Raw genomic sequence first — 18,051 nt, 5'->3', positions numbered from 1 at the left:
AGGGTGGCAATCCGGCTGCGCTGAGCGGTCAGTCGAGGAGCGTGTCCGTCGGCAAGTCGACCGCCAATCCGAGCTGGCTCGTGGAAGGCCGCGGTGAGCTGGGTCAGGGTTCGGGCATGTCGGCCGTCCGCGGCTTTCGCGATCGGAGTACGGGCTTCGGGCCGGGTCGCGGATGCCTCCTTCTCGCGGCTCAGGCTTCCGGAGTGCGGTCATGCCCGGCGACATTTCGCTCGACTTCACCCCTACGGGGATATCTGGCGTGCCGGGATGCCGGAGTCTTCAACTCCGTTGGGGAGAGCCCCGGTTCGGTTGCAGGAAGTCCCGCGCGGAGGGTTGACGCCGCGAGTTGGTCTAGACCAAGGTGTGCCGCATGTGGAGATCTCGTGCGGTGCTTGCCGCGTTCGCGTCGTTGTCGCTCACCGTTGGCGGGGCTCAGGCCGCCGGGGCCGTGGGGGCGGGGGAAGTTGCTCCCGCCGCTCCGGCCGCTGCCGCGGGCTCGCGGGCTGTGGGGCTGCCGCCCGTCGTGTCGCATGTGCCGACTTCCGAGAAGGTCGTGTTCATCACGATTGATGACGGGTGGGCGCACGATCCGGGCGTGGCGCAGACGCTCGTTGAGCAGCGGGTGCCGGCGTCGCTGTTCCTGCTGCCGGGGGCGTTCTCGTACGACGCCCAGTACTTCACCGGGCTGGTCGAGCAGGGGCGGTCGGTGAACGTGGAGAACCACACCGTCAATCATCCTGATCTGACCGCGCTCGACGCCGCCGGGAAGGACGCCGAGGTGTGCGGGGCCGGGGAGCAGCTCGCCGCGGCCTTCGGGCGGGAGCCGAAGCTGCTGCGGCCGCCGTACGGGGCCGTCAACGACGACGTGCGGCTGGCCGCGAAGGCGTGCGGGGTCAAGGCGCTGATCACGTGGACGCACGACTTCACGACGTGGGGCGAGACGCCGGCCACGCCGCAGCTGAACGCCGGTGACATCGTGCTGCTGCACTTCACGCCGACGCTCGGCGCGGACCTGAAGCGGGCCCTGGACGCGGCGAAGGCCGCCGGGCTGAAGCCGGCGGCCCTGATGCCGCACCTGAAGAGTGCCGGGCTGGTGAAGTAGGCCCCGTAGGGCTACTACAGCTCGCGGTGGAGCTTCGTGTTCGAGGCCTGGGCGCGGGGGCGGACCACCAGGAGGTCGATGTTGACGTGGCTGGGACGGGTCACCGCCCAGGTGATGGTGTCGGCCACGTCGTCGGCGGAGAGGGGCTCGGCCACGCCGGCGTAGACCTTCTCCGCCCGCTCCGCGTCGCCGCGGAAGCGGGTCTTCGCGAACTCCTCGGTCTTGACCAGGCCCGGGGCGATCTCGATGACGCGGACGGGCTGGCCGACGATCTCCAGGCGGAGGGTCTCGGCGAGGACGCGGGCGCCGTTCTTGGCGGCGACGTAGCCGGCGCCGCCCTCGTAGGTGGCGTGGCCGGCGGTGGAGGAGAGGACGACCACCGTGCCGTCGCCCGAGGCGGTCAGGGCCGGGAGCAGGGCCTGGGTGACGTGGAGCGTGCCGATGACGTTGACCTCGTACATCGTGCGCCAGTCGGCGGGGTCGCCGGTGGCGACGGGGTCGGCTCCGATGGCGCCGCCGGCGTTGTTGACGAGCACGTCGCAGCGTTCGAGCGAGGCGGCGAGGGCGTCGACGGCGGCGCGGTCGGTGACGTCGAGGGCGTGGGCGGTCGCCTCATGGCCGGCGGCCGTGATCTCGGCGGCGAGGGCCTCGATGCGGTCCTTGCGGCGGGCGGTGAGGACGACGTGGTAGCCGGCCGCGGCGAGCTGCCGGGCGGTGGCCGCGCCGATGCCGCTGCTCGCGCCGGTGACTACGGCGGTTCGGGTGGCCGTGCTCATGCTGGCTCCTCGTGCGTTCGTACGGGTGAGTACTGGCCAGCATAGGCGGGTCGCCGCGCAGGTCACCGGCCGCGCGGGGCGTACATGATCACCGCCATGCCGGCGAGGCAGATCAGGGCGCCCGCGATGTCCCAGCGGTCGGGCCGGTAGCCGTCGGCGACCACGCCCCAGAGGAGGGATCCGGCGACGAAGACCCCGCCGTAGGCGGCGAGGACGCGGGCGAAGTCGCCCGTGGGCTGGAGGGTGGCGACGAACCCGTAGAGGCCGAGGGCGATGACTCCGACGCCGATCCAGGCCCAGCCCTTGTGCTCGCGGACGCCTTGCCAGACGAGCCAGGCGCCGCCGATCTCCAGGAGCGCGGCGAGGGCGAAGAGGGCGGCGGAACGGGCGATGAGCATGGCTGGAACCCTATGCCGAGCGAATGAGCGAGCCGGGGAGGAGGGCTCGCCCTCGTTCGTGTGATGGTCCGACCATCGGGTGGGTGGGAGGGCTAGCGTCCGCGCGTGGAGGTGGTCGCGGTGCGCCGAGGTGCCGTACGGAGTGTGGTGATGGCCGGGCTGCTGGTGCTGCTCGGAGGGCTGGGGAGCGGTGTGGGGAACGCCCGCGCCGGGGCAGCCGGGCCGGAGGCCGACGTGGCCTATCACGGGCGGGTCGCCCTGGACGGGAGCCGGCTGCGGATCCTGCTGGTCCCGGAGAACGAGGGCCCGTCCGCCCTGCCGAACGCGACCGTACGGCTGCGCCTGTCGGCCGACCTCGCGAACCGGCAGGAACTGGCGGAGGGCTGTGCGCGGGCCGGGCTGCGCGAGGTGGTGTGCGAGACGGGGGAGCTGCCCCTGCACGGGCGGGGGCGGCACATCGGGCTGGTGCTGCGGCTGAAGGAGCCGGCTGCGGAGGTGGTGGTGCGGGTCGACACGTGGTGGAACGGCGGGGCGACCGACCGGAACCACGCCAACAACGAGCACGTGGTGCTGGCCCTGGACACGGGGGACACGTACGCGTTCTGAGCCGGCCGACGGTGGCCGGGCCTGTCCGTGGTCGGGCCCGTCCGTGGTCGGGCCTGTTCGTGGTCCGGGCCCGTTCAAGGTCCGGCCCCGTTCAAGGTCCGGCCCTGTTCGTGGTCCGGGCGCGTCCGTGGTCCGGCCCGTCCGTGGTCGGGTCCGTCCGCCGGGGCGGGCCCGACTGGCGTCGTACCCGTTACGGCGTGCCCACGCCGCCGAACTCGGCGACGGCCTCGTCGACGATCCGCTCCAGCCGGGCGTGGTGGGCGCCGCGCCAGTAGACGCGCTCGCAGTCGGTGCACTGGGCGAAGACCTCGTACGAGCGCTGCGTGCCGCTCTCCAGCCGGTCGCCGACGCTCTCCTTGTCGGCCTCGCGCAGGGTCCCGTTGCACGCGGTGCAGCGGGTCCACGGGGCGAGGGCCGGGGCGAACCGGCCCAGGATGTCGCGGACCTGCTCGTCCGGGTTGTCGCTGTAGACGTACGCGCCGGCGAACAGTTCGCGGCGGCGCAGCAGTCCGCGGTCGCGGGAGAGCAGGACGCGCTGCTCGGCGGCGGAGCGGGTGGCCAGGGCCGGGTCGCCGATGTCCTCGTTCTCGTACGCGGCGTCCACGCCCAGGAGCCGCAGGCGGCGGGCGAGGGTGCCGAGGTGGACGTCGAGGAGGAAGCGCAGCGGGGTGGTTCCGGGGACGCCGGGGAGCTGCTGGGGGCGGTCGACGCCGAAGACTTCCACGGATTCGCCGGCCCGGGGCACGTGGGCGAGCGGCGTCTCGGCGCCGTCGACGAGGATACGGCCGACTTCGGTGAGCGGGACGCCGACCGATTCGACGACGTGGCCGAGGCTGGAGACTCCGTCGGTGGTCGTCGGCACGCGGGTGCCGCGGCGCGCGGGCGCGGCGAACACGTGCAGTTCGGGGGCGAGGGTGAGCTGAATGCCTGGTCCGTTCACGGGGCCCAATATGCCATCGAGGGGCGGGGTCCGGCGGCGGATTTACGCGGCCGCGTCCGCGCCCGCGGCTGCGCCCGCATCCGCGCCCGCGGCCTCCGCGTCGTGCCGTTCGCGGTGGGCGCTGACCTCGTCGAAGTGGTTCTCGGCCCACTGCTTCACGGAGCTGAGCAGGCAGCCGAGGTTGCTGCCGAGTTCGGTGAGCCGGTAGTCGACGCGGAGGGGGACGGTGGGCGTGACGGTGCGGGCGACGAGGCCGTCGCGCTCCAGGGAGCGCAGGGTCTGGGTCAGCATCTTCTGGCTGACGCCGGGGATCTTGCGGCCGAGCTCGCTGTAGCGCATGGTCCGGTCCTCGGCCTGGCCGAGTGCGCTGACGATGAGGCCGACCCACTTGTCGCTGATGCGGGCCAGGAGCTGGGCGGTGGGGCACTCCTTGAGGAAGGCGTCGTAGGCGGCGCGGGCCTCTTCGCGGTGGGCCTCGGCGGTACGGGTGGCCATGGGTGCCCCACTTCCGGGTCGGGTACGCACTCCGAGGTACGTACTTACGAATCGAGAGTAACTCTCCCTAGGTTAGTTCTCACCGGGAACACCGGAACGAGAGAGCGAGCCTGCGGAAGAGGCGATGACGATGAGCAGCAGCATGATGTCGGCGGCAGTGGCCGAGGGCTTCGGCGGACCCGAGCGGGTCGAGGTCGTCCGGGTTCCGATCCCGCGGCCGGGCGCCGGGCAGGTCCGCGTCCGGGTCCGGGCGGCCGGCCTGAACCCGGTCGACGGCGCGGTACGGGCCGGTGTCTTCGGCGGCGAGGGGCAGCGGCTGGGCTTCGGGTGGGACGTGGCGGGGGAGATCGAGGAGCTCGGTGCGCAGGTGAGCGGCTGGGCGGTGGCCGACCGGGTGGTCGGCCTGCACTACGGGACGGTCAAGCCGCTCGGTACGCACGCCGAGTACGTGGTGCTCGACGCGTCGGCGCTGGCTCCGGCCCCCGCGAGCGTGGACGACGTGACGGCGGCGGCGCTGCCGCTGAGCGGCCTGACCGCCGCCCGTGCGGTGGACCTGCTGGAACTGGCCCCGGGGGCTTCGGTCCTGGTCACGGGCGCGGCGGGGGCGGTCGGCGGGCTGGCGGTCCAACTGGCGGCGCGGGCCGGCTACGTGGTGACGGCCCTGGCGGGAGCCGATGACGAGGAGCTCGTACGGTCCCTGGGCGCGGCCCGCTTCGTCCCGCGCGGCGGGGCTCCGGCCGAGGCCGTGGACGGGGTCGTGGACACGGCGGTCCTCGGCGGGCCGGCCCTGGCCTTCGTCCGCGACGGCGGCGCCTACGTCGGCCTGATCCCCGGCGCGGCCCCGGCGGCGGAGCGGGGCGTCCGCGTGGTGGAGCAGGAGGTGGCGGCGGACGGCGCCCATCTGGCCCGGCTGGTGACGCTGGTCGACGCGGGGGAGCTGGCGCTCAGGGTGGCGCGCACCTTCCCGCTGGCGGAGGCCGCCAAGGCCCACGCCCAGCTCGCGGACCCGGGCACGCGCGGCCGCATCGTCCTGACGGCCTGAGCTGTCGCTCCGACGGCCTGAGCTGTCGCTCCGACGGCCTGAGGTGTCGCCCCGACGGCCCGAGCTGTCGTCCCGACGATCCGAGCCACGGCCTGCGTCACGTCCCGGCCTGGGGCCCGAGCAGCGGCCCGAGCCGCGCCCCGGCCTACGGCCAGACCAGGCAGTACGGCTGGTGCCCCGCTTCGTGGAGGCGATGGCTGAAATCCTGCCACTCGTGGAGCAGCTGGTAGACGTTGAAGGCGTCGCGGGGGCCGCCGCGGTCGGGGACCGTGGACCAGATGAAGGCGGCGGCGCCGACCGATTCCTCGCCGATGCCGCGCAGCGGGTCGACGACGGTCATCGGGAGTTTCACGACGGCGTAGTCGGGGTGGAGGACGACCAGCTCCAGCGGGGGCACCTTGTGCAGGGGTATGCCCTCGATGCCGGTCAGGACCATCGCCGCGACGGTCTCCGGCTTGATCTTGGAGAACATGCCGCCCATGCCGAGCTCGTCGCCGCCCAGCTCCTCCGGCCGCATCGTCACCGGGACGCGCGCGGCCGTGGCCCCGTCGGGGGCGCCGAAGTACTTGTACGTCACGCCCATGCCGCGGCCCCTGGGGAGGCCGTCGGGGTCCTGCGTGGGGCCCGGTACGGGTTCTGCCGCGTCCGTCGCGCGACGGCGGTGCTTGCCGCGGCGCCGTTCGCGGGCGCGCTGCGGGTCCAGGCCGTCCGTGCCCTCGCCCGGTCCACCACCGCGTTGCATATCTCCACCCGACTGGTCTTGCCTGCCCCGGCCCCGTGACCCCCGCCACGCAGCCTGATCATCATGGCAGTGACCTCCCCCGGGGTGGCGCGGTGAAACGCCCGTCCGCAAGTCAGTCGCGGCCTCTGAGACCATGGCTGGTGTGAGCTACCCGTACCCGTATGAAGCCAAAGTCTCGCAGACTCTCTTTGACCGCGCGTCCCTCGTGACGCCTGGCGGCGTGAACTCCCCCGTGCGCGCCTTCCGCGCCGTGGGCGGAACGCCCAGGTTCATGGTGTCCGGTACCGGTCCGTACCTGACCGATGCCGACGGGCGCGAGTACGTCGACCTCGTCTGCTCGTGGGGGCCGATGATCCTCGGCCACGCCCACCCGGCCGTGGTGGAGGCCATCCAGGCCGCCGTCGTCCGCGGCACCTCCTTCGGTACCCCCGGTGAGGGGGAGGTCGCGCTCGCCGAGGAGATCGTCGCGCGGATCGAGCCCGTGGAGCAGGTCCGCCTGGTGTCCTCCGGGACCGAGGCGACCATGTCCGCGATCCGCCTCGCCCGCGGGTTCACCGGCCGCGCCAAGATCGTGAAGTTCGCCGGCTGCTACCACGGCCACGTGGACTCGCTGCTGGCCGCCGCGGGCTCCGGGCTCGCGACCTTCGCGCTGCCGGACACCCCCGGGGTGACGGGCGCGCAGGCCGGGGACACGATCGTGCTCCCCTACAACGATCTCGAAGCGGTCCGGGCGGCCTTCGCCGCGCACCCCGGCGAGATCGCCTGCGTGATCACCGAGGCCGCGCCCGGCAACATGGGCGTCGTGACCCCGGGGGAGGGCTTCAACCAGGGGCTCGCCGACCTGTGCCGGGCGAACGGCGCCCTGTACATCTCCGACGAGGTCATGACGGGTTTCCGTACCTCGCGCGCCGGCTGGTACGGCGTGGACGGGGTCAAGCCCGACCTGATGACCTTCGGCAAGGTCATGGGCGGCGGCTTCCCGGCGGCGGCCTTCGGCGGCCGGGCCGACGTGATGGGGCACCTCGCCCCCGCCGGTCCCGTCTACCAGGCGGGCACGCTGTCCGGTAACCCGATCGCGACGGCCGCCGGTCTGGCGCAGCTGCGGCTGCTGGACGAGGCGGCGTACGAGAAGGTCGACGCCGTGTCGCTCCAGGTCCAGGCGCTGGTCACCGAGGCGCTCACCAAGGAGGGCGTCGCGCACCGGCTGCAGACGGCCTCGAACATGTTCTCCGTGTTCTTCACGGAGGACGAGGTCAGGAACTACGACGACGCGAAGAAACAGGAGGCCTTCCGCTTCAACGGCTTCTTCCACTCGATGCTGGCGCAGGGCGTCTATCTGCCGCCCTCCGCGTTCGAGTCGTGGTTCGTGTCCACCTCCCACGACGACAAGGCGATCGAGCGCATCGCGGCCGCCCTGCCGGCCGCCGCCCGGGCCGCCGCGGAGGCCACCGCATGAGCGCCGCAGCCGGTGGCAACGAGATCACCGTCGTCCACGTGGTCCGCCACGGCGAGGTGCACAACCCGGACGGGGTCCTCTACGGGCGCCGCGCCGGCTACCACCTCTCCGAGCTGGGCCGCAAGATGGCGGACCGGGTCGCGGAGCACCTGGAGAACCGGGACGTGACCTACGTCGTGGCCTCCCCGCTGGAGCGGGCCCAGGAGACGGCCGCGCCGATCGCCAAGTCGCACGGGCTGGACCTGGCGACCGACGCCCGCCTCCTGGAGGCCGGCAACGTCTTCGAGGGCAAGACCTTCGGGGTCGGTGACGGCGCGCTGCGCAGGCCCGCGAACTGGAAGCACCTGACGAACCCGTTCAAGCCGTCCTGGGGCGAGCCGTACGTCGAGCAGGTCGTGCGGATGATGAGCGCGATCGAGACGGCCCGTGACGCGGCCCGCGGCCACGAGGCGGTGGCGGTCAGCCACCAGCTGCCGATCTGGATCGTACGGAGCTTCGCGGAGAAGCGGCGGCTGTGGCACGACCCGCGCCGCCGCCAGTGCACGCTGGCTTCGCTGACCTCGTTCACGTACCAGGGCGACACGCTGGTGTCGGTGGGCTACAGCGAGCCGGCCCGGGACCTGGTCCCGTCGCACCTCCTCGCGGGGGCGAAGCCGGTGAAGGGCAAGTCCAAGGCGTTCGGCGCGTAGGCCCTGGCCGGGCCGTGACGGGGTTTGCCGGGGCCGGCTCCTAGGAGCGCGGGCCCCGGCTACGCCAAGGCCCCGGCTGCTCCGGTCCCAGCCCCGGCTTGGTCAAGACTGGGCCTAATTTCATACAAGTTGCCTGATTCGGTTGTGTCGCCTCTGGACTTCGCCGAAATGTCCGTTTGTATGAACTGCATGAGCGATATGCGCGGCTTCAGCCGAAGAGGAGTGCTCGGACTCGGACTTGGGGCCGCCGCCGCGGCCGGCGTGGCCGGCTGCAGTGTCGGCGGGTCGTCCGGCTCGGGCAACCCGGGACCGGTCAACCCGTCGGGCGCCCCGCAGGCCGCCGCCCCGAGCGGCCCGGCGGTCAAGGTCATCGGTGACGGATCCACCGCCGACACGGGGCCGCAGCCGCACCAGCCGGCCGCCCCCGTACCCCTCCAGCCGGGCGAGACCCCGCCCCAGTTCGTGGTGTTCAGCTGGGACGGCGCGGGCGAGATCGGCAACGGCCTCTTCCCCCGCTTCCTCAAGCTCGCCAAGGACCACGGCGCGGCGATGACCTTCTTCCTCTCCGGCATCTACCTCCTGCCCGAGTCGAAGAAGGACCTCTACCGCCCGCCGAAGAACCCCGTCGGCGCCTCCGACATCGGGTACCTCAAGGACGAGAACGTCCGCAACACCCTCAAGTGCGTCCGTGAGGCCTGGCTCGACGGCCACGAGATAGGCACCCACTTCAACGGGCACTTCTGCGGGGGCTCCGGCTCGGTCGGGAAGTGGACCCCGGAGGACTGGCAGAGCGAGATCGACCAGGCCGTGTCCTTCGTCACCAACTGGCGCACCAACACCGGCTGGACCGACGTCGAACCGCTGCCCTTCGACTACCGCAAGGAGCTGACCGGCGCCCGCACCCCCTGCCTGCTCGGCCAGGACAACCTGCTGCCCACCGCCCAGAAGCTGGGCTGGCGCTACGACTCCAGTTCGCCCGGCGGCCTCCAGCAGTGGCCGGTCAAGCGCGGCGGCCTGTGGGACCTGCCGCTGCAGTCGCTGCCCTTCCCCGGGCACTCCTTCGAGGTGCTCTCGATGGACTACAACATCCTCGCGAACCAGTCCAAGAACACCACCAAGGGCGTCCCGTCCAACTACCCCGCCTGGCGCACCCAGGCCACCGCCGCCTACCTGGGCGGTTTCAAGCGGGCCTACGAGACCAACCGCGCACCCCTGTTCATCGGCAACCACTTCGAGCAGTGGAACGGCGGCATCTACATGGACGCCGTCGAGGAGGCCCTCAAGGGCATGGCGGACAAAAAGGACGTACGCCTCGTATCCTTCCGGCAGTTCGCCGACTGGCTGGACGTCCAGGACCCCAAGGTGCTGGCCAAACTGCGCACGCTCGGCCCCGGCCAGGCGCCGACCGGTGGCTGGGGCACGTATCTCACGGCGGCCTGACCCGCCCCCGGTCAGTACCTGACCAGCGGCTTAACAGACCCCCGGGGGGTGCGGAAGATCCGCAAACCGCACATGCGAAACTTTTCACATGAGCCTTAGCCGCGCCCCCCGCCGCAGCCGCTCGACCAGCGGCCGCACCATCCTGCTGACCGCGGTGACCCTCGCGAGCGCCCTCACCCTCACGGCGTGCACCGATGCGGACGGCGGCAGCAAACCCTCCGGGTCCGCCGGAGGCAACTACGTGATCGGCGCCAACGGCATCTCCACCGTCGCCAAGGGCAAGCGCGCGGACGCGCCCAAGCTCGACGGCGAGACCGTGGACGGCAAGACGCTGGACACCACCACCCTCAAGGGCAAGGTCGTCGTCCTCAACGTCTGGGGCTCCTGGTGCCCGCCGTGCCGGGCCGAAGCCCCGTACTTCGCGAAGGTCTCCAAGGAGCTGGAAGCGGCCGGGCAGCCCGTCGCCTTCGTCGGCATCAACACCCGCGACAACACCCAGCAGAACGCGGCCTCCTTCGAAGAGACCTACGGGATCACCTACCCGAGCCTCTTCGACCCGGACGGCAAGCTGATGCTCCGGTTCTCCAAGGGCACGCTCAACATGCAGGCCATCCCCTCCACGCTCATCCTCGACAAGGACGGGAAGATCGCCGCCCGCACCCTGGCCGCGGTCAACGAGGCGCAGCTGCGCTCGATGATCGACCCGGTCCTCGCGGAGAAGTGACCTCGTGGTCACCGCACTCTCCGCGCTCCCGGGGGCCGTGCTCGCCGCCGAACCGACCGGCGTGAACACGACCGTCCTCAACGGCGCGCTGCTGCTCGCCCTGCCGATCGCCCTGTTCGCCGGGCTGGTCTCCTTCTTCTCGCCCTGCGTGCTGCCGCTCGTCCCGGGCTATCTCTCCTACGTGACCGGCGTCGGCGGAGCCGACCTCGCCGAGGCCCGGCGCGGGCGGATGCTGGGCGGTGCGAGCCTGTTCGTCCTCGGCTTCACGGCCGTGTTCGTCTCGACCGGCGCGCTGTTCGGCTACTTCGGACAGACCCTCGACGCGAACAAGGACGTCATCTCCCGGGTCCTCGGCGGGCTGGTGATCCTGCTCGGGCTGTTCTTCATGGGCGCCATCCCCGGTCTGACGATGCGCGAGTTCCGCTTCCACAAGAAGCCGACCGTCGGCCTGCTCGGCGCACCCCTGCTCGGCGTGCTCTTCGGGCTCGGCTGGACCCCCTGCATGGGCCCGACCCTCGCGGCCGTCGGCACCCTCTCCCTGGACCAGGCGACCGCCGGCCGCGGCGCGCTGCTGACCGTGGTCTTCTGCCTGGGACTGGGGCTGCCGTTCATCGCCACCGCGCTCGCCTTCCGCAAGGCGCTCGGCGCTTTCGGCTGGGTGAAGAAGCACTATGCATGGGTGATGCGGATCGGCGGCGGCATGCTGATCCTGACCGGTCTGCTGCTCGTCACAGGAATGTGGAGCAGCATCGTCAGCGACATGCAGAGCTGGACCAGCGGCTTCACGGTGGGGATCTGAGGACTACACGGACATGAGTAAGACCGACAAGGCGTCCGCCGAGGCGCCGCACGATGCCCCGGATTCCGCGGATTCCGCGGATTCCGCTTCCGCCGAAGCAGCCGCCTCCGCCGAAGCCTCCGCGGAGGCCGCCGCCGGCGCGCAGCTGTCCACCGCCCCGCTGGAGGACGCCCCCGGCGGCCCCGTGGGCATCGGGGTGCTCGGCTGGGCCCGCTGGTTCTGGCGGCAGCTCACCTCGATGCGGGTGGCGCTGATCCTGCTCTTCATGCTGTCCCTGGCATCGATCCCGGGCTCGTTGATCCCGCAGAACCAGGTCGACCTGATGAAGGTCGCCGCCTGGAAGAAGGAGCACGCCTCCTGGGTCGGCGTCGCCGAGAAGCTCCAGCTCTTCGACGTCTACAGCTCGGTGTGGTTCTCCGCGATCTACCTGCTGCTGTTCATCTCGCTGATCGGCTGCATCCTGCCGCGCTCCTGGCAGTTCGTCGGCCAGCTCACCGGCCGGCCGCCGGCCGCGCCCAAGCTGCTGAACCGGATGCCCGCGTACACGACGTGGCGCACGGACAGCTCCCCGGACGAGGTGCTCGCCACCGCGCACGGCCTGCTCCGCCGTCGGCGCTTCCGTACGGAGGCCGGTGCGGGATCCGGGTCGGGATCGGGGTCGGGATCGGGGTCGGGATCGGTCTCGGCCGAGAAGGGCTACCTGCGCGAGGCCGGGAACCTGATCTTCCACGTGGCGCTGATCGTCATGCTGATCGCCTTCGCCTGGGGCCAGTACTTCAAGTCCGAGGGCGGCAAGCTCGTCCTGCGCGGCAAGGGCTTCTCGAACACGCTCACCCAGTACGACGACTTCAAGTCCGGCGGCCTCTTCGACCCCGACGACCTGCCGCCCTTCTCCTTCACCCTGGACAAGTTCGACGCGACCTTCGAGCGCACGGGCCCGCAGAAGGGCACCCCGCGCGACTTCAAGGCGTACGTCACCTTCACCAACGGCGCGCACGGCACGCCGGAGAAGCGCGAGATCCAGGTCAACCACCCGATGGAGGTGGACGGCTCCAAGGTCTACCTGCTCGGCCACGGCTACGCGCCGGTCATCTCGGTGACCGACTCCACCGGCAAGGTGATCTACAAGGACGCCGTGCCGATGCTGCCGCAGGACGGCAACCTCACCTCCACCGGCGCCATCAAGGTCACCGACGGCTACAAGGACAAGGACGGGAAGACGACGCAGCTCGGCTTCGCCGCGATGTTCGTGCCGACCTTCGCGGGCGCCGGCCAGGGCACGATGTTCTCGCAGTTCCCGGAGCTGGACTTCCCGGCTCTCGCGCTGAACGCGTGGCACGGCAGCCTCGGCGTGGACTCGGGCCTCCCGCAGAACGTGTACCAGCTGGACACCTCCAAGATGGAGCAGTTCAAGACCGAGGACGGCCAGCCGCTCGCGAAGCGGATGCTGCCCGGGGAGAGCATGGAACTGCCCGGCGGCCAGGGCACCGTGAAGTTCGAGGGCATCGAGCGCTGGGCGACCTTCTCGATCACCCATCAGCCCGGCAGCGGTCTCGCGCTCGCGGGCGCCGTCGCCGCCATCGCGGGACTCGCGGGCTCGCTCTTCATTCAGCGCCGCCGGATCTGGGTGCGCGCGGTCCGCGGCGAGGACGGCGTGACCGTCGTCGAGATGGCGGGCCTGGGCCGCAGCGAGTCCGCCAAGATTCCGGAGGAGCTGGCGGTCCTGGCCGGCGCGCTCCACGAGCAGGCGCCGTCCGCGGCGCCCGCGCCACCCGTCGCCGACGACGGACCCGAACCTGCCGAAGCCGAAGAAGTCGAAGGGGAGCGCGCGTGATGCAGCTCGCGGCCGCAGCCAACGAGAGCCTGGCTCACCTCAGCAACAACCTGATCTACGCGTCGATGGCGGTCTACACCCTCGCCTTCTTCGCCCACATCGCCGAGTGGATCTTCGGCAGCCGCAGCAAGGTGGCCCGTACGGCTGCCGCGCTCACCAACCCCGGGGCCGCGTCCGCCGCCCCTGCGGTCCAGGTGCGGCAGAAGGGGGCGCGAAGCTCCGGTGGAGCCGGTGAAACCGGGGGCACCGCCGTCCTCGACAAGCCCAAGGTGGTCACGCGCAGCGCCGCCGGCACCCGTGACGTCCCGGACGGCCCCGGCGCGGCCGGCGGCACCGTCCAGGGAGACCTGTACGGGCGCATCGCGATCTCGCTGACCACCCTCGGCTTCCTGCTCGCGGGGGGCGGGGTCGTCGCCCGCGCGATGTCGGTGGAGCGCGCCCCCTGGGGCAACATGTACGAGTTCTCGATCACCTTCTCCACGGTGGCCGTCGGCGCGTACCTGCTGCTCCTCGCGCTGAAGAAGAACGTCCGCTGGCTCGGCCTGTTCCTGGTCACCACGGTCCTGCTGGACCTGGGCATCGCCACCACCGTGCTCTACACCGACAGCGACCAGCTCGTCCCCGCGCTGAAGTCGTACTGGCTGCTGATCCACGTCTCCACCGCGATCATCTGCGGTGCGGTCTTCTACATCGGCGCGGCCGGCGCGGTCATGTACCTCTTCCGCGACGGCTACGAGGCGAAGCTCGCGCGCGGCGGCAAGCCGGGCAAGTTCGCCACCTCGGTCTGGGAGCGCTTCCCGTCGGCGGCCTCGCTCGACAAGTTCTCGTACCGCATCAACGCGGCCGTCTTCCCGCTGTGGACCTTCACGATCATCGCGGGCGCGATCTGGGCCGGCGACGCGTGGGGCCGCTACTGGGGCTGGGACCCCAAGGAGGTCTGGTCCTTCGTGACCTGGGTGGCGTACGCCTGCTACCTGCACGCCCGTGCCACGGCCGGCTGGAAGGGCCGCAAGGCCGCGTACCTCGCGCTCTTCGCGTTCGCCTGCTGGATCTGGAACTACTACGGCGTGAACATCCTGCTGAGCGGCAAGCACTCGTACGCGGGCGTCTGACCCGTAGACACGCAGGACCGATGGACCGACGGCCGGAGGGGCCGGGCAGCCGAAAGGCGCCCGGCCCCTCCGGCGTTTTCCGGGAGGGGGCCGTCCGTCACCAGGAAGGGCGCAGCGCCGGGAGGGGGCCGTCCCCGTTCAGGGTGCGGACCAGGCGGCCCAGTTCGGTGCGCAGGGCGGCGAGGTCGACGCTGTCGCGGCCGAGTTCGGCCTCCAGCTCGTGCAGGACCCGGCCAGCGGCCCCCAGGTGGGCGGTCGCGGCCTCCGTCAGGACGACGAGCTTCTTCCGGCCGCCCTCGGGGTGCGGGGTGCGGCGCAGGTAGCCGCGCCGCTCCAGGTCGTCGACGAGCTGCCCGGCGGCCTGCTTGGTCACCCCGAGCCGTTCGGCGAGCTCGGTCGCGGTGGCGCCGGAGGCTCCCAGGGCCTGGAAGGCCATGCCGTGCAGGGGGCGCAGGCCGTCGGCGTACCCGGCCTCGTCGAGGCGGCGGGTGAACTCGCCGAGGAGGAGCTGGAAGCCGAGGCCGAGGAGGAAGGCCAGTTCGATGTCCGGTTCGGCGGTGTCTTGGCCGGAGGTGTCGTGGTCGGTCACGGAAACATGGTGACACAGGTGAGTCAAGCTGCTTTACTCGTGTGAGTAAAGTAGCTTGACTCACCCTGCCGGAGAAAGCGAAGGACCTGCCGTGCGCGTCATCACCCCGTCCCCCGACCAGGTCATCACCACCCCGAACGCGACCATGACCGGCTACGCCTCTCCCAGCCGGGGAAGCGCCGAGCTGAGCACCTGGCACGCCGCCATCCCCGCCGGGATCACCGGCCCCGAGCACTCCGTCAGCCGGGAGCAGGTCTGGACGGTCACCGTCGGAGCCCTGGACGTCACCTGCGGCGGCCGGACCGAGAAGGTCGCCGCGGGCGAGGCCGTGGTGCTACCCCCGGACGTCCTGCGCCACGTCCACGCCCTGGCGGACACCGAGGTGTACGTCGCCATGCGCGCCGACGGCCTCGTCTGCGTCCCCGGCACCGAGGGCACCCGGCTCCTGCCCTGGGCGGTGTGAGCCCCGCCGGAGCCCCGGCAGGCTGACGGCCGCGGCCACCAGGGCGGCCGCGAAGGGGACGAGCAGCGCCGCCCGGTACCCCGTCAGGGGGTCCGCGGCGCCGGCCGCCACCCCCGTCACCCCGGCCAGCCCGAGCGCCGCGCCGAACTGGAACGCCGTGTAGAGGAGGCCGCCCGCCAGGCCCTGCTCCTCCTCCGCGACCCCCTCGGTGGCGACGATGGTCAGCGGCCCGTAGACCAGGGCGAAGGCGAGTCCGAGCAGGACCAGGCTCGGCAGCATGAGCAGGTAGGACCAGTCGGCGCCCAGCGGCAGGAACAGCCCGTACGCCAGCGCCGCCAGCAGCAGGCCGCCGAAGATCAGCTGGCCGTTCCCGTACCGCGCCACCAGCTTCGGCACCACGGTCGGGGACAGGACCGCGTCGATCCCGATCACCAGCATGGCCAGGCTGGTCTGGAGCGTCGACCAGCCGCGCAGCTCCTGGAGGTAGAGCACCACGAGGAACTGGAAGCCGAAGAACGCGGCCGAGAACAGCAGCGCCGCCGCGTTGGCCCGCAGCAGCCCGGGCGAGCGCAGGACGCCGAGCCGGACCAGCGGTTCGGCCGTGCGCCGCTCGACGAGGACGAACGCCCCGAGCAGCGCGATCCCGGCGAGCACGGCCGGTACCGAGATCTCCTCGACGCCGAGGACGAGCAGGACCGCACCCGCGGTCACCAGCACCCCGCCCCACACGTCGATCCGGCCCCGCTCCCGGCGCACGGCCGACGCGGCCTTCGGCTCCTTCGGTACGAAGGCCAGTGCGCCCGCCAGGATCAGCGCGGCCAGCGCCACGGGAGCGAAGAACACCCAGCGCCAGCCCACCGAGGCCAGCAGCCCGCCCGCGACCAGCCCGACGGAGAACCCGGCGGCGGCCGTGCCCGAGTACACGAGCAGCGCCTTCTCCCGCTGGGGCCCCTCGTCGAAGCCGGTGGTGATGACGGAGAGGCCCGCCGGGGTCATGAAGGCGGCGGCGACCCCGGTCACGAAGCGGGCGGCGATCAGCTGCCAGCCCTCGGTGGCGAGCCCGCCGAGCCCGGAGAAGAGCAGGAACACCGTCAGCCAGCCGATGAACATCCGGCGGCGGCCGAAGAGGTCGGCCGCGCGGCCGCCGAGCAGCATGAAGCCGCCGTAGCCGAGCACGTAGGCGCTCATCACCCACTGGAGCGTGCCGGTTTCGAGGCCGAGGTCGGCGCGGATGGACGGGAGGGCCACGTTCAGCATCGCGACGTCGATGCCTTCGAGGAAGATGGCGCCGGCCAGGACGAGCAGGACGCCGAGCCGGCGCCCGCGGATCGTTGCGGTGGGGCTCGTTGATGCCGTTGAATCCATGATGGGACCTCGCAGGACGGAGGAGCGGAAGGGCTCGAAGGAAGAGGAGCAGGAGCAGAAGTTGCCGGCTCAACTACCTTCGTCCGCCGCTCGACCGGGAACAACGCCGAAGATCTGAACGTTCGTTCAGCCGTGCTTACCGATCGCGACGAGCTCGACTGCTTCCTGATCCTGGCCGAGGAGCTGCACTTCGGTCGCACCGCCGAGCGCATGCTGCTCTCCAGGGCCCGCGTCAGCCAGCTCGTGCAGCGCCTCGAACGGCGCGTCGGCGCCCGGCTGTTCCTGCGCACCAGCCGCAGCGTCGCCCTCACCTCGCTCGGAGCCCAGCTCCGCGCCGACCTGGAACCCCACCACCGCGGCATCGCCGCCGCCCTGGACCGGGCCGCGGCGACGGCCCGCGCCGCGGGCGGGGTGCTGCACGTCGGCTTCACCACCCCGCCCGCGGGCGAACTCGTCCTGCGGGCCGCGCAGGACCTGCGCACCAGTCACCCCGGACTGATCGTCGAGGTGTGCGAAGTGCCGCTCTCCGACCCTTACGGGCAACTGCGCGGCGGGGACTTCGACGTGGCCTTCGCGGAGTTCCCGGTGCGCGAGCCCGACCTGGGGGAGGGGCCGACGCTGCTGAGCGAGGCCCGGGCGCTGGCCGTGGCCGCCGGGCACCCGCTGGCCGCGCGGACATCGGTGACGCTGGAGGAGCTGGCGGAGGTCGCGCTGCTGTCGATCGCCGGGGACCTGCCCGCGTACCTGCGCGAGCACCAGGCCCCTGCGCGCACCCCGGCCGGGCGGCCGATCCGGCGCGGCCCGGAGGTGACGAACCTCCAGGAGGCCCTGATGCTGGTCGCCGCCGGTCAGGGCGCCCTGCTGACCTCGGCCCACGCCGCGGCCTACCACGCCCGGCCGGGCGTCACCCACGTGCCCGTGGCCGACGCCGACCCGGTCGGGTACGGGCTGGTCTGGCGCGCGGGCGAGGACACCGGGGCCGTACGGGCCTTCGCGCAGGCGGCGCAGCGCGCGGCGGCGCGGACGGGCGCCGCAGCCCCGTAGGACGGGACCGGGCCTTGCCCGGCCCCACTCCTCGTCCTACTCCTGGCCCTACTCCTTGTCCTTCTCCTTCTCGTCCCGCTCCTTGCGCAGGGACTTCAGGAACTCCGGGTTGTCGTCGGGGGCCACCCACGTGCGGCGGCCCGGGCGCGGCCGGCCGCCGGCGCCGCCGGGCACCCGCTTCTTGCCCGCGAACAGCCACACCACCGGACCGACGATCGAGAAGAGCAGGATGATCAGGACCCAGACGACCTTCGGAAGGTGCTTGACCTCTTCTTCCGGCGTGTTCAGGCAGTCGATGAACGTGTAGATGGTCAGCGCGATGATCAGCAGGAACGGCAGATAGCGCAGCACGGTGTGGGACCGACCCCCAGAAGAACGGCGCGGACCGGGCAGGTCCGCCGTGGACTCTTCCAGGGTAGAGGGCCCGCCGCGGTT

At 71.9% G+C, this 18,051-nt stretch carries 19 protein-coding genes and 1 pseudogene; 12 read left to right on the top strand and 8 right to left on the bottom strand.

Going from position 1 to position 18,051, the window contains the following annotated elements; translation table 11 throughout:
- Positions 1-370 precede the first annotated feature (370 nt).
- On the top strand, positions 371-1,102 hold the full coding sequence (locus ACE1OC_RS17740; protein WP_407837817.1) for a polysaccharide deacetylase family protein: 732 nt from the start codon (positions 371-373) through the stop codon (positions 1,100-1,102).
- Positions 1,103-1,116: 14 nt separating this feature from the next.
- Here the strand turns inward: ACE1OC_RS17740 and ACE1OC_RS17735 are convergent, their stop codons facing one another.
- Positions 1,117-1,878 carry an SDR family NAD(P)-dependent oxidoreductase gene (locus tag ACE1OC_RS17735; RefSeq protein ID WP_407837816.1) on the bottom strand — a complete coding sequence of 254 codons (762 nt, stop codon included), beginning with the start codon at positions 1,876-1,878 and terminating at the stop codon, positions 1,117-1,119.
- Between the two features lie 62 nt (positions 1,879-1,940).
- Positions 1,941-2,276 (bottom strand): YnfA family protein, encoded by a 336-nt coding sequence (locus ACE1OC_RS17730; protein ID WP_407837815.1) that lies wholly within the window; start codon positions 2,274-2,276, stop codon positions 1,941-1,943.
- 105 nt (positions 2,277-2,381) lie between these two features.
- On the opposite strand from ACE1OC_RS17730, the gene ACE1OC_RS17725 reads away from it, so the two are divergent.
- The gene (locus ACE1OC_RS17725; protein ID WP_407837814.1) at positions 2,382-2,882 is read left to right on the top strand and encodes a hypothetical protein; all 501 of its coding nucleotides are present in this window, start codon (positions 2,382-2,384) and stop codon (positions 2,880-2,882) included.
- 190 nt (positions 2,883-3,072) lie between these two features.
- On the opposite strand, the gene ACE1OC_RS17720 is transcribed toward ACE1OC_RS17725, so the two are convergent.
- Entirely contained in the window at positions 3,073-3,822 is a 750-nt protein-coding gene (locus tag ACE1OC_RS17720) for a Mut7-C RNAse domain-containing protein (RefSeq protein ID WP_407837813.1), read from the bottom strand.
- A 42-nt stretch (positions 3,823-3,864) separates the two neighbouring features.
- On the bottom strand, positions 3,865-4,317 hold the full coding sequence (locus ACE1OC_RS17715; protein ID WP_407837812.1) for a winged helix-turn-helix transcriptional regulator: 453 nt from the start codon (positions 4,315-4,317) through the stop codon (positions 3,865-3,867).
- A gap of 145 nt (positions 4,318-4,462) precedes the next feature.
- Between ACE1OC_RS17715 and ACE1OC_RS17710 the strand changes: the two genes are divergently transcribed.
- Positions 4,463-5,359 (top strand): NADP-dependent oxidoreductase, encoded by an 897-nt coding sequence (locus ACE1OC_RS17710; RefSeq protein WP_407841592.1) that lies wholly within the window; start codon positions 4,463-4,465, stop codon positions 5,357-5,359.
- Positions 5,360-5,504: 145 nt separating this feature from the next.
- On the opposite strand, the gene ACE1OC_RS17705 is transcribed toward ACE1OC_RS17710, so the two are convergent.
- A complete protein-coding gene (locus tag ACE1OC_RS17705; RefSeq protein ID WP_243340142.1) occupies positions 5,505-5,942 on the bottom strand; it encodes a hypothetical protein in 438 nt (145 codons plus the stop codon).
- Between the two features lie 292 nt (positions 5,943-6,234).
- Here ACE1OC_RS17705 and hemL point away from each other — a divergent pair, with 292 nt between their 5' ends.
- From hemL to ccsB, 7 genes are all read left to right on the top strand, one after another.
- Entirely contained in the window at positions 6,235-7,557 is a 1,323-nt protein-coding gene (gene hemL / locus ACE1OC_RS17700; protein ID WP_407837811.1) for a glutamate-1-semialdehyde 2,1-aminomutase, read from the top strand.
- Positions 7,554-8,246, top strand: coding sequence for a histidine phosphatase family protein (locus tag ACE1OC_RS17695; protein WP_250740999.1), 693 nt, complete (start codon positions 7,554-7,556; stop codon positions 8,244-8,246). Before hemL ends, ACE1OC_RS17695 begins: the two co-directional genes overlap by 4 nt.
- A 198-nt stretch (positions 8,247-8,444) precedes the next feature.
- Entirely contained in the window at positions 8,445-9,686 is a 1,242-nt protein-coding gene (locus ACE1OC_RS17690; RefSeq protein WP_407841591.1) for a hypothetical protein, read from the top strand.
- An 88-nt stretch (positions 9,687-9,774) separates the two neighbouring features.
- Complete coding sequence (locus tag ACE1OC_RS17685) at positions 9,775-10,410, top strand: TlpA family protein disulfide reductase (RefSeq protein WP_407837810.1); 636 nt, start codon at positions 9,775-9,777, stop codon at positions 10,408-10,410.
- A 4-nt stretch (positions 10,411-10,414) separates the two neighbouring features.
- A complete protein-coding gene (locus tag ACE1OC_RS17680; protein WP_407837809.1) occupies positions 10,415-11,209 on the top strand; it encodes a cytochrome c biogenesis CcdA family protein in 795 nt (264 codons plus the stop codon).
- A 13-nt stretch (positions 11,210-11,222) separates the two neighbouring features.
- Positions 11,223-13,043 (top strand): cytochrome c biogenesis protein ResB, encoded by a 1,821-nt coding sequence (gene resB, locus ACE1OC_RS17675; protein WP_407837808.1) that lies wholly within the window; start codon positions 11,223-11,225, stop codon positions 13,041-13,043.
- On the top strand, positions 13,043-14,155 hold the full coding sequence (gene ccsB, locus ACE1OC_RS17670; protein ID WP_407841590.1) for a c-type cytochrome biogenesis protein CcsB: 1,113 nt from the start codon (positions 13,043-13,045) through the stop codon (positions 14,153-14,155). The genes resB and ccsB overlap by 1 nt, the downstream gene beginning before the upstream one ends.
- Positions 14,156-14,252: 97 nt before the next feature.
- Here the strand turns inward: ccsB and ACE1OC_RS17665 are convergent, their stop codons facing one another.
- A complete protein-coding gene (locus ACE1OC_RS17665) occupies positions 14,253-14,744 on the bottom strand; it encodes a MarR family winged helix-turn-helix transcriptional regulator (protein ID WP_407837807.1) in 492 nt (163 codons plus the stop codon).
- Positions 14,745-14,889: 145 nt separating this feature from the next.
- Here ACE1OC_RS17665 and ACE1OC_RS17660 point away from each other — a divergent pair.
- Positions 14,890-15,069 (top strand): annotated as a pseudogene (locus ACE1OC_RS17660) (cupin); the annotation flags it as partial.
- Positions 15,070-15,078: 9 nt separating this feature from the next.
- Here ACE1OC_RS17660 and ACE1OC_RS17655 read toward each other — a convergent pair.
- Positions 15,079-16,572 (bottom strand): MFS transporter, encoded by a 1,494-nt coding sequence (locus ACE1OC_RS17655; protein WP_407837806.1) that lies wholly within the window; start codon positions 16,570-16,572, stop codon positions 15,079-15,081.
- A 132-nt stretch (positions 16,573-16,704) separates the two neighbouring features.
- Here ACE1OC_RS17655 and ACE1OC_RS17650 point away from each other — a divergent pair, with 132 nt between their 5' ends.
- Entirely contained in the window at positions 16,705-17,616 is a 912-nt protein-coding gene (locus tag ACE1OC_RS17650; protein WP_407837805.1) for a LysR family transcriptional regulator, read from the top strand.
- Positions 17,617-17,664: 48 nt separating this feature from the next.
- On the opposite strand, the gene ACE1OC_RS17645 is transcribed toward ACE1OC_RS17650, so the two are convergent.
- Positions 17,665-17,967: a PLD nuclease N-terminal domain-containing protein gene (locus ACE1OC_RS17645; RefSeq protein ID WP_407837804.1), complete on the bottom strand. Its 303-nt coding sequence runs from the start codon at positions 17,965-17,967 to the stop codon at positions 17,665-17,667.
- Positions 17,968-18,051 lie beyond the last annotated feature (84 nt).

It is taken from the genome of Streptomyces stoeckheimensis, assembly GCF_045822005.1.
GTDB classification, from domain to species: Bacteria; Actinomycetota; Actinomycetes; order Streptomycetales; family Streptomycetaceae; genus Streptomyces; species Streptomyces stoeckheimensis.
Note: the sequence above shows the minus strand (reverse complement) of the source record. Positions and strands in the feature narration are given on the sequence as shown.